The organism is uncultured Sphingomonas sp., assembly GCF_946477935.1.
Classification (GTDB): Bacteria; Pseudomonadota; Alphaproteobacteria; order Sphingomonadales; family Sphingomonadaceae; genus Sphingomonas.
Genome location: NZ_CAMLAC010000146.1, coordinates 1 through 9,114 on the forward strand (window position 1 = coordinate 1; position 9,114 = coordinate 9,114).

Annotated in this window: 10 protein-coding genes; 4 read left to right on the forward strand and 6 right to left on the reverse strand. The window is 67.1% G+C overall.

The genetic code is table 11. The features are described from left to right. A partial coding sequence (locus Q0U08_RS14090) for a hypothetical protein (protein WP_298092032.1) occupies nt 1-1,114 on the forward strand: 1,114 nt, incomplete at its 5' end. 22 nt (nt 1,115-1,136) lie between these two features. Here Q0U08_RS14090 and Q0U08_RS14095 read toward each other — a convergent pair. The 6 genes from Q0U08_RS14095 to Q0U08_RS14120 form a co-directional block, all read right to left on the reverse strand. Continuing rightward, a complete protein-coding gene (locus Q0U08_RS14095) occupies nt 1,137-1,397 on the reverse strand; it encodes a 3TM-type holin (RefSeq protein ID WP_298092034.1) in 261 nt (86 codons plus the stop codon). Next, a complete protein-coding gene (locus tag Q0U08_RS14100; RefSeq protein WP_298092036.1) occupies nt 1,394-1,945 on the reverse strand; it encodes a glycosyl hydrolase 108 family protein in 552 nt (183 codons plus the stop codon). Before Q0U08_RS14100 ends, Q0U08_RS14095 begins: the two co-directional genes overlap by 4 nt. 88 nt (nt 1,946-2,033) lie before the next feature. Further along, a complete protein-coding gene (locus Q0U08_RS14105; RefSeq protein ID WP_298092039.1) occupies nt 2,034-2,939 on the reverse strand; it encodes an ROK family protein in 906 nt (301 codons plus the stop codon). A 61-nt stretch (nt 2,940-3,000) separates the two neighbouring features. Further along, nucleotides 3,001-3,714 (reverse strand): HAD family hydrolase, encoded by a 714-nt coding sequence (locus Q0U08_RS14110; protein ID WP_298092040.1) that lies wholly within the window; start codon nt 3,712-3,714, stop codon nt 3,001-3,003. A 54-nt stretch (nt 3,715-3,768) separates the two neighbouring features. Continuing rightward, nucleotides 3,769-4,992, reverse strand: coding sequence for a glycoside hydrolase family 27 protein (locus Q0U08_RS14115; protein WP_298092042.1), 1,224 nt, complete (start codon nt 4,990-4,992; stop codon nt 3,769-3,771). A gap of 107 nt (nt 4,993-5,099) precedes the next feature. Next, nucleotides 5,100-5,957, reverse strand: a complete 858-nt coding sequence (locus Q0U08_RS14120) for a glucose 1-dehydrogenase (RefSeq protein ID WP_298092044.1) — start codon at nt 5,955-5,957, stop codon at nt 5,100-5,102. A gap of 182 nt (nt 5,958-6,139) precedes the next feature. On the opposite strand from Q0U08_RS14120, the gene Q0U08_RS14125 reads away from it, so the two are divergent. The 3 genes from Q0U08_RS14125 to Q0U08_RS14135 are packed head-to-tail and all read left to right on the forward strand — an operon-like array spanning nt 6,140 to nt 9,037. After that, the gene (locus tag Q0U08_RS14125) at nt 6,140-7,672 is read left to right on the forward strand and encodes a CoA-acylating methylmalonate-semialdehyde dehydrogenase (RefSeq protein WP_298092046.1); all 1,533 of its coding nucleotides are present in this window, start codon (nt 6,140-6,142) and stop codon (nt 7,670-7,672) included. 5 nt (nt 7,673-7,677) lie between these two features. Then, the gene (locus Q0U08_RS14130) at nt 7,678-7,866 is read left to right on the forward strand and encodes a hypothetical protein (RefSeq protein WP_298092048.1); all 189 of its coding nucleotides are present in this window, start codon (nt 7,678-7,680) and stop codon (nt 7,864-7,866) included. A gap of 28 nt (nt 7,867-7,894) precedes the next feature. Beyond that, the gene (locus tag Q0U08_RS14135; RefSeq protein ID WP_298092049.1) at nt 7,895-9,037 is read left to right on the forward strand and encodes an acyl-CoA dehydrogenase family protein; all 1,143 of its coding nucleotides are present in this window, start codon (nt 7,895-7,897) and stop codon (nt 9,035-9,037) included. Nucleotides 9,038-9,114: the final 77 nt, after the last annotated feature.

Consider the following 9,114-nt stretch of genomic DNA (forward strand, 5'->3'; position numbering starts at 1 on the left):
GATCGCGCTGATGCTGCGCGGCGGCCGCGGCGGCCAGTCGCCGGTCTTCTACAACCTGCCCATGGCCGCGGCCGGCTGGTTGACGCTGGGCCTGCCCGCGCTGGCCGCTCACGGGCAGCGCACCCGCATCCTGTGGAACGGCGCCGTCGCCTGCCTGCTGGCGGGCATCGCGATCCAGATGAAATATACCCCGGCGGTGGAGGGAGCATTCTTCGGCATCGCGCATCTCTGGTATCTGCGCCGCACGGCTGTCCGCTGGCCCGTCATCGCCGGCGCCGCGCTGCTCTGGGCGGCGATCGGGCTTGCCCCCAGCTCTGCCGCGCTCGGCTGGTACTGGGCGCGTGGCTGGCTCCAGCCCTTCTGGTTCGCCAACATCACCTCGATCGCGCTGCGCGCGCCCTACCCGCCCGACCAGTTGGCGATGCGGCTGCTCGGCATCGCGGCGCAGCTTGCCCCCGTCATCGTCTCCGCCGCGATCGCCTGGCGCCGCCGCCCGCACGAGGGTGTCAGGGCAAGCGCAAATCTGATCGCCTGGGGCTGGCTTACCGCCGCCACCGCCGGTTTTCTGGCGATCGGCACCTTTTTCGACCATTACGCCCTGCCGCTGCTCGCCCCCCTCACGCTCGTCGCCAGCCGCTGCTGGGGCCGTTCGACCCGTGCCTTGGTCGCCACGCTGGGCCTCGGGCTCACCATCCTGTCGGTGGAGGCGCTGACCGCGCATGACGATGCGCCGGGCGCCTACCAGACCGCCAGGATCGTCGCGGCGAACAGCGGCACGGGCTGCTCCTATGTCTTCATCGGCGACACGATCACCTATCAACTGGCCGACACCTGCCTGCCGACGCCCTACGCCTTTCCCAACCTGCTCGCCTACACCACCGAGCAAGGCGCGACCGGCATCGACGAGGCCGCCGAGGTCCGCCGAATCCTGGGAAGGCGCCCGCCCGTCATCGTCACCTCGGACCGGCGGATGCGGATCTGGAATCCGGGCAGCCTCGCCGCGCTGAAGGTGACGCTGGCCCGCGATTACCGCCCCGTGTTCCGCACCCGCCGGGCAAGCTGGCATACGATCGTCTTCCTGCGCCGCGACCTGCCCTACCGCGCGCCCCGCTGATCTAGAGCGGGTTCCGACCGATCTATCGCCGCTTTCCCCACTCCCGCGCCACCGTATACCCCAGATAGCCGGTGCCGAAGAGAGCGTAGAGCGGCTCAGGGATCGCCGCCAGATACGCCGCCATGCCCCGGATCATCGCCTGCGCCATTGCCGGGCGAAGCCCTGCGACGATGCTCATCGGCAGGCTCCACAACAGGAACACGTACATCACGTACAGAAAGGCCGGCCGCGCCTGCGCCGTCCAGCGATCGACCGCCTCGGCGGGCTCATCCCCCGCCGTCATGTCCGTACCCCAACCCGGTGCGCCAGCCAGCCATACAGGAATGCCTCGTTCGCCGGGCGCTGCTCGGCCAGGCTGATATAGCGTTCGCCGCGCAGCGCCTGGACCGCCTTCACCAGTACCGCCTCCGACCCGGCACCCCGCTGCCGCAGGAATGCGTCCAGCGCCGCCAGCGTTCCGGCTCCGATCAGTCCGTCACGCGCCACCTCCGGATAATCGGCCCCGCCGCGGTTCAACGCGTTCAAGGCGCGCTGAAGGAAGCCGATCACCACCGCCGGCCCCATATTCACCCCGCCATCGAACAGTTCGGCGGCAAGAACGGGCGCGCGCCGCGCCACCCGGTCGATGCCGGGCGTCCGCCAGTACCGCGTTCGATACAGCGTCTCCGCCATGCTACGCGGCAGATGCCGGATCGCCCCGGCATAGCCACCTGCCCGCGCCACTGCCTCGGTGATCCCGAACCGTGTCGGCCCACCCCGGTCGGCGGGATGGTCGACATAGCCTCCTTCGCGCGCGATCACCCCGTCGATCAGTTTCTCGATATCCGTCATGCCGATCTCCCCGGCAGCAACGAACCATATTGGTTCGCTGTAGGACAGCGATTTCTCAGGTCCCGCAGATTTTGTTGGAAAGGCGCTGTCAGCGCGCCGGCAGCGCCGTCTGGGCGAGCGCCAGCGTGCCGAGCGGTCCGGCCTGGTCGCCCAGTTGCGCATGGACGATGCGGTTCGCCACCTGCGCGGCATCGACGAAGGGCAGGTATCCGGCCAGCTTCGCCACCACCCGCTGCTGCACCATCGGCAACAGATGCTGCTGCCCCATGCCGACACCGCCGCCGACCACGATCCGCCCGCAGGCCAGCGTCAGGAACAGCCCGACGAAACTTTCCGCCAGCGCATCGGCAACGAAGGTCCAGGCGGGATCATGCGCGTCCAGCTCCTGCGCCGGCCGCCCGGCCCGCGCCGCGATCGCCGGACCGGAAACCAGTCCTTCCAGACAGTCGCCATGAAAGGGGCACACGCCGGTGAAGCTGTCCCCCGGCATGCGCCGCACCCGCACATGCCCCGCTTCCGGATGCATCCGCCCGGATACGGGATGGCCGCCCGATACGATGCCCATGCCCACGCCGGTGCCGACGGTGACATAGACATGGTCGGTCAGCCCCTTGGCCGCGCCCCAGAAGCCTTCGGCCAGCGCCGCGCCGGTCACGTCGGTATGGATCGCGATCCGGTCGCCAAACCCTTCGGCCAGTGCGCCCCGCACGTCCGCGCCCGCCCAATGGGGCTTGGGTGTCGCCAGCATACGCCCGAAATCCGCGCCGTTCGCATCCAGTGCGATCGGCCCGAAACTGCCGATCCCCAGCGCTTCGGGCGCATAGGCGTCACGCCATTCGGCCAGCTTGGCAGACAGGGCACCCAGCGTCGTGGCCGGATCGGTGGTCGGAAAGCGTTCGGACACCAGGATTTCGCGTCCCCGGCCGATCAGCACGATCGACTTGGTGCCGCCCAGCTCCACGCCGGCGACGATGCGATCGGCAGCTTCGGTCATTATTCTCTCCCAACCCCCGTAGTGAAAACGATTGTAGCGGTGCGCGGTACGACACGGCCGGTCAAGTGGCTGTGTTCGCCTGCCCGATGGTGTCGATCCAGTTCGGCAACTCGGCCAGCGCCGTCAGTTCGCGGAACCGTGGATGATCGCCTGGCGTGCGGCCCTGCTCGTGTATCCAGGCTCCCGGTTGCGGCACGAACGCCGCCCAGGCCCCCGCCTCCAGCGCCGGCAGCACGTCGGAGCGCATCGAATCGCCCGCCATCACCGCACATGCCGGATCGATGTTGTGGCGCGCGAACAGCCGGCGGAACGTGTCCGGCGTCTTGTCGCTGACGATCTCGATGCCCGCAAAACGGTCGCCCAGCCCCGATGCCGCCAGCTTGGCCTCCTGATGCAGCAGGTCGCCCTTGGTCACCAGGATCAGCCGCCCGCGCTCGGCCAGCCGGTCCAGCGTGTCCTCGATCCCGTCCAGCAATTCCACCGGATGCGCCAGCAGCCGACGGCCCGCCGCCAGGATCTCGGCGATCGCGCTGACCGGCAGGCGGTCGCCTGCCAGTTCGATCGCCGTCTCCACCATCGACAGCGTGAAGCCCTTCGCCCCGTAACCATAGACGGACAGGTTGCGCATCTCGCACGCATCCATCGCGGCGCGCGTCACCTGTGCATCGGCAAAGGGCTTGAGCAGCGCGAGCAGCGCCGCCTGCGCCTCCTCGAAGTGGCGCATATTGTGCCACAACGTGTCGTCGGCATCCAGGCAGATGAGATCGATTGGCATGGAGCGGCCGTTAGATCAGAACCGCTCGCCGGTCCATCACGGGTGCGGTGACGGTCATGGCTTCACCGTCACCATCACCACCCCGTGCGCCGGCACGCTGGCGGTGAACCGCCCCGCCATGCGGCCCAGCGATCGATGCGCCCACAGGTCGCGCACCTCGGCCCGCACCGCCCTGGTCAGACCGATCTCCGGCCACTCCACCGCCATGTCCGCCGCCTGCTCCGACCGATTGAACAGGATCACCGCGCGGCTGCCATCGACCAGCGGCCGCGCCCACACTTCCAGATCGCCGTCGTCCCGCACCCGCCGACCCTGCTGCCCCAGCGCATCCTGATCCACCGCGATCACTTCGCGGTTCAGCAGGATCGCTCGCGTCTCCGCGCTCATCGCGACGATATCGTTCCCCGCAATCAGCGGCGCCGCCATCATCGCCCACAAGCTGAAATGCGCGCGATACTCCGCGTCGCTCATTCCGCCATTGCCCACCTCCAACATGTCCGGGTCGTTCCAATGCCCCGGCCCCGCATGTGGATAAAGCGGCTCGTTCAGGTCGATGATGTCGAGCAGGCCGATCGACCACTTTTCGCGCCCCTTCCACGCGTCGCGGATATCGGCGGAGGTGCGCCACAGATTGCCGATCTTCTTGGCCCACTCCCAGGGACGGTTGTTGCCCCATTCGCAGATCGCCAGCACCACCGGCCGCCCGGTCGATTTCAGCGCATCCGACATCAGCGCATAGGCTTCCTCGGCATTGCGCGTGCCGGTCGAGCACCAGTCATATTTCAGATAATCGACACCCCAGCGCGCATAGGTCAGCGCGTCCTGATATTCATGCCCCTGGCTGCCCGGCTTGCCGCCGCAGGTCTTGGCGCCCGCGTCCGAATAGATGCCGAACTTCAGCCCCTTGGAATGGATGTAGTCGGCCAGCGCCTTGATGCCGGAGGGGAATTTCTCGGCATTGGCGGTGATGAAACCGTTCTCGTCGCGCGCACCATGCCAGCAATCGTCGATGACGATGTAGCGATACCCCGCCTCTGCCATGCCGTTGCTGGCGATCGCGTCCGCCATCGCGCGCGCCGTCGCCTCGTCGATACGGCACCCGAACTTGTTCCAGCTATTCCACCCCATCGGCGGCGTCAGCGCCAACCCGTTCGCCTTGCGGTTCGGGTCCAGCGACGGCCGCAGCGTATTGGGATCGATGAACTGGTCCTGCGCGCCCGCACTACCACCCGTCATGAGCAGCAGCGCCGCCAATATATTCTTAAAGCAATTTGCCATTATTATCCCCTCCGCTCAGCGGTTTAGGCAAGGCGGGGTCGGGATACAAGGGTGGCAAAAGGCCCGGCCGCATCCGCTTCAGGAGTGATACGGCCGGGCCTGATCCATCACAGGAACGGACGTCCCCCGGTCACGGCGATGGTCGCGCCAGTGATGTAGCTCGCCTCGTCGGTCGCCAGCATCACATAGGGCGGCGCCAGTTCGGCCGGCTGCGCGGCACGACCCAGCGGCGTATTCTCCCCGAACGTCTTCACCGCCTCGGGCGGCATGGTGGAGGGGATCAGCGGCGTCCACACCGGCCCCGGCGCCACCGCGTTCACCCGGATCTTCCGCTCCGCCAGCATCTGCGCCAGCCCGGCGGTGAAATTATGGATCGCCCCCTTGGTCGTCGCATAGGCGAGCAGTTGCTGGCTCGGCTGATCCGCATTGATCGAGGTCGTGTTGATGATCGACGCCCCTTCGCCCATGTGCGCGACCGCCGCCTTGGACAGATAGAACATGGCGTGGATGTTGGTGGCGAAGGTCTTCTGCCACTCCTCGTCCGGAATGTCCTCGATCGCCTGGAAGCTCCGCTGGTGCGCGGCATTGTTGACCAGGATGTCGACGCGGCCGAACGCCTCCACCGCCTTGTCGATCACCGCGCGCGCGCCTGCCGGATCGCTGATGTCGCCGGGCACCAGCACCGCCTGCCGGCCGGCCTCTTCCACCAACCGCTTGGTCTCGGCCGCGTCGTCATCCTCGTTCAGATACGAGATCAGCACGTCGGCCCCTTCGCGCGCATAGGCGATCGCGACCGCCCTGCCGATCCCGCTGTCGCCGCCGGTGATGATCGCCTTCTTTCCCTCCAGGCGGCCGCTGCCCTTGTAGCTGGTCTCGCCATGATCGGGGCGGGGGTCCATCGCGTCGGTACGACCGGGAATCGGCTGCTGCTGTTCGGGATAGGGCGGCTGGGGACGATCGGTCATGGAAAGCTCCTGTGTCTGCTCACGTCCCAAATGGGTCGCATCGCCCGACGTTCCCGCTCCCGAACCTGGGTTAGCGACTTTCCTGGATCCAGCCCCGTCATTCGAGACTTGCGCGGGCAAGCAATGAAATTACAACGGACGCAAAGAGGCCCAACAGGTCCAGCCGATCGAAGGAGAGTGTTATGCGCGTGATCGACCATGTGATCGCCGGTACCGGCGGCGTGACCGCGACTGCCCGCCACGGCGAGGTGTTCGACCCCAATAGCGGCCAGGTGCAGGCCCGGGTGCCGCTGGGCACCACCGCCGATCTCGACCGCGCGGTCGCCGCCGCACTTGCGGCACAACCCGGCTGGGCCGCCACCAACCCGCAGCGGCGTGCCCGCGTGATGTTCCGCTTCAAGGAGCTTGTCGAGCGCGAGATGGATGCGCTCGCCCACCTGCTCTCCTCCGAACATGGCAAGGTCATCGCCGACTCGAAGGGCGATATTCAGCGCGGGCTGGAGGTGATCGAATTCGCCTGCGGCATCCCCCATGCCCTCAAGGGGGAATATACCCAGGGCGCCGGCCCCGGCATCGACGTGTATTCGATGCGCCAGCCACTCGGGATAGGCGCCGGCATCACCCCGTTCAACTTCCCCGGCATGATCCCGATGTGGATGTTCGGCGTCGCCATCGCCTGCGGCAACGCCTTCATCCTGAAACCGTCGGAGCGCGATCCTTCGGTCCCGGTCCGCCTCGCCGAGTTGATGCGGGAGGCCGGCGCGCCCGAAGGCATCCTGCAGGTCGTCCACGGCGACAAGGAAATGGTCGATGCGATCCTCGACCATCCCGCGATCAGCGCGGTCAGCTTCGTCGGCTCGTCCGACATCGCGCACTATGTTTACCGCCGCGGCGTCGAGGCGGGCAAGCGCGTGCAGGCGATGGGCGGCGCCAAGAACCACGGCATCGTCATGCCCGACGCGGATCTCGATCAGGTCGTCGCCGATCTCGCCGGCGCCGCCTTCGGCTCGGCCGGTGAACGCTGCATGGCACTGCCCGTCGTCGTGCCCGTCGGCGAGCGTACCGCCGATGCGCTCCGCGCCAAGCTCATCCCCGCGATCGAAGCGTTGCGCGTCGGCGTATCCACCGATGCGGACGCGCATTACGGACCCGTCGTCAATGCGGCGCACAAGGCGCGCGTCGAGGCATGGATCGCCAGGGGCGTCGAGGAAGGCGCGGAACTGGTCGTCGATGGCCGCGGCTTCTCGCTCCAGGGCCATGAACAAGGCTTCTTCATCGGCCCGTCGCTGTTCGACCATGTCACGGCTACGATGGAAAGCTACCGCGAGGAAATCTTCGGCCCCGTCCTCCAGATCGTCCGCGCACCCGATTTCGAAACCGCGCTCCGCCTGCCGTCCGAGCATCAGTACGGCAACGGCGTCGCCATCTTCACCCGCAACGGCCATGCCGCGCGGGAGTTCGCCGCGCGCGTCAATGTCGGCATGGTCGGCATCAACGTACCCATCCCGGTACCGGTCGCCTATCACAGCTTCGGCGGCTGGAAACGCTCCGCCTTTGGCGACGTCAACCAGCACGGCATGGAAGGCGTGCGCTTCTGGACCAAGGTGAAGACGGTGACGCAGCGCTGGCCGGACGGCTCCGCCCTGCCCACCGGCAGCGAGGATGGCGGACCCTCCCGCGTGCAGGATGCGTTCGTCATTCCCACCATGGGATGATGCCGATGAAACGCCGCCTGCTCGCTGCCCTGTTCATGTCGCCGCTCGTCGCGTGCGGAGCCCCCGCCACGACCGAGGCGGTCATCGCCAATGAACAGGGGCATGAGGACGAGGCGGACAGCCTCGACGACGGGTCCACGCCCGTCGTCAACAAATCGATTCCGATCGCCCCGATCGTCCCCGCGATCACCTGATCGCCGCATCCTTTCGAACAGGACCGCCATGACCGACCAGTTCCAGTTGACCGACGAACAGCGCGAGATTCAGGAACTCGCCCGCCGCTTCACTGCGGATCGCATCACGCCCTTCGCGGGTGAATGGGATGAAAAGCACATCTTCCCGCGCGACACGATCAAGGCTGCAGCCGAGCTGGGCTTTGCTGCAATCTATGTGTCGGAAGAGTCGGGCGGTATCGCGCTCGGCCGACTGGAAGCGGCGCTCATCATGGAGGCGATGGCCTATGGCTGCCCCTCCACCTCGGCTTTCATCTCGATCCACAACATGGCCTCCTGGATGATCGACCGCTACGGCGATGCCGATCTGAAGGCGCGCTACCTGCCCGATCTCGTCACCATGGACCGGCTCGCCAGCTATTGCCTGACCGAACCCGGCTCCGGCTCTGACGCCGCCGCGCTCAAGACGCGCGCGGTCCGCGACGGCGAAGACTATATCGTCACCGGCTCGAAGCAGTTCATCTCGGGCGGCGGCGAGAACGAGGTCTATGTCACCATGGTCCGCACCGGCGAGGAAGGCCCCAAGGGCATTTCCTGCCTTGTGATCGACAAGGACATGCCGGGCGTCTCGTTCGGCGCCAACGAGCGCAAGCTCGGCTGGCATTCGCAGCCGACGCGCCAGGTGACGTTCGATCAGGTTCGCGTGCCCGTCGCCAACTGCGTCGGTGCCGAGGGCGAGGGCTTTCGCATCGCGATGACCGGGCTGGACGGCGGCCGCCTCAACATCGGCGCCTGTTCGCTGGGCGGCGCGCAGCGCTGCCTCGACGAAGCGATCGCCTATGTGAAGGATCGCAAGCAGTTCAACAAAGCCATTGCCGACTTCCAGGCGACGCAGTTCACGCTGGCCGACATGGCAACCGAGCTGGAGGCATCGCGCGCGCTGCTCTACATGGCCGCCGCCAAGGTCACCGCCAACGCGCCCGACAAGACCCGCTTCGCCGCCATGGCCAAGCGCCTTGCGACCGATACGGGATCGTCGGTGGTCGACCGCGCGCTGCAGTTGCACGGCGGCTATGGCTATCTGATGGACTATCCGATCGAGCGCTTCTGGCGCGACCTGCGCGTCCACTCGATCCTGGAGGGCACCAACCAGGTCATGCGCATGATCGTAGGCCGCGACCTACTACGCTGACAATTCAAACCCCTCTCCCTTTCGGGGAGAGGGAGGGGCCCGCCGCGAAGCGGTGGGAGGGTGAGGGGCAGACCAGC

Coding starts and splice junctions, on each gene's coding strand:
- Q0U08_RS14095 (WP_298092034.1), bottom strand. CDS start 1,397: ATGACGGCGGGGGATGAGCCCGCCGAGGCGGTCGATCGCTGGACGGCG.
- Q0U08_RS14105 (WP_298092039.1), bottom strand. CDS start 2,939: ATGACCGAAGCTGCCGATCGCATCGTCGCCGGCGTGGAGCTGGGCGGC.
- Q0U08_RS14100 (WP_298092036.1), bottom strand. CDS start 1,945: ATGACGGATATCGAGAAACTGATCGACGGGGTGATCGCGCGCGAAGGA.
- Q0U08_RS14135 (WP_298092049.1), top strand. CDS start 7,895: ATGACCGACCAGTTCCAGTTGACCGACGAACAGCGCGAGATTCAGGAA.
- Q0U08_RS14125 (WP_298092046.1), top strand. CDS start 6,140: ATGCGCGTGATCGACCATGTGATCGCCGGTACCGGCGGCGTGACCGCG.
- Q0U08_RS14115 (WP_298092042.1), bottom strand. CDS start 4,992: ATGGCAAATTGCTTTAAGAATATATTGGCGGCGCTGCTGCTCATGACG.
- Q0U08_RS14130 (WP_298092048.1), top strand. CDS start 7,678: ATGAAACGCCGCCTGCTCGCTGCCCTGTTCATGTCGCCGCTCGTCGCG.
- Q0U08_RS14110 (WP_298092040.1), bottom strand. CDS start 3,714: ATGCCAATCGATCTCATCTGCCTGGATGCCGACGACACGTTGTGGCAC.
- Q0U08_RS14120 (WP_298092044.1), bottom strand. CDS start 5,957: ATGACCGATCGTCCCCAGCCGCCCTATCCCGAACAGCAGCAGCCGATT.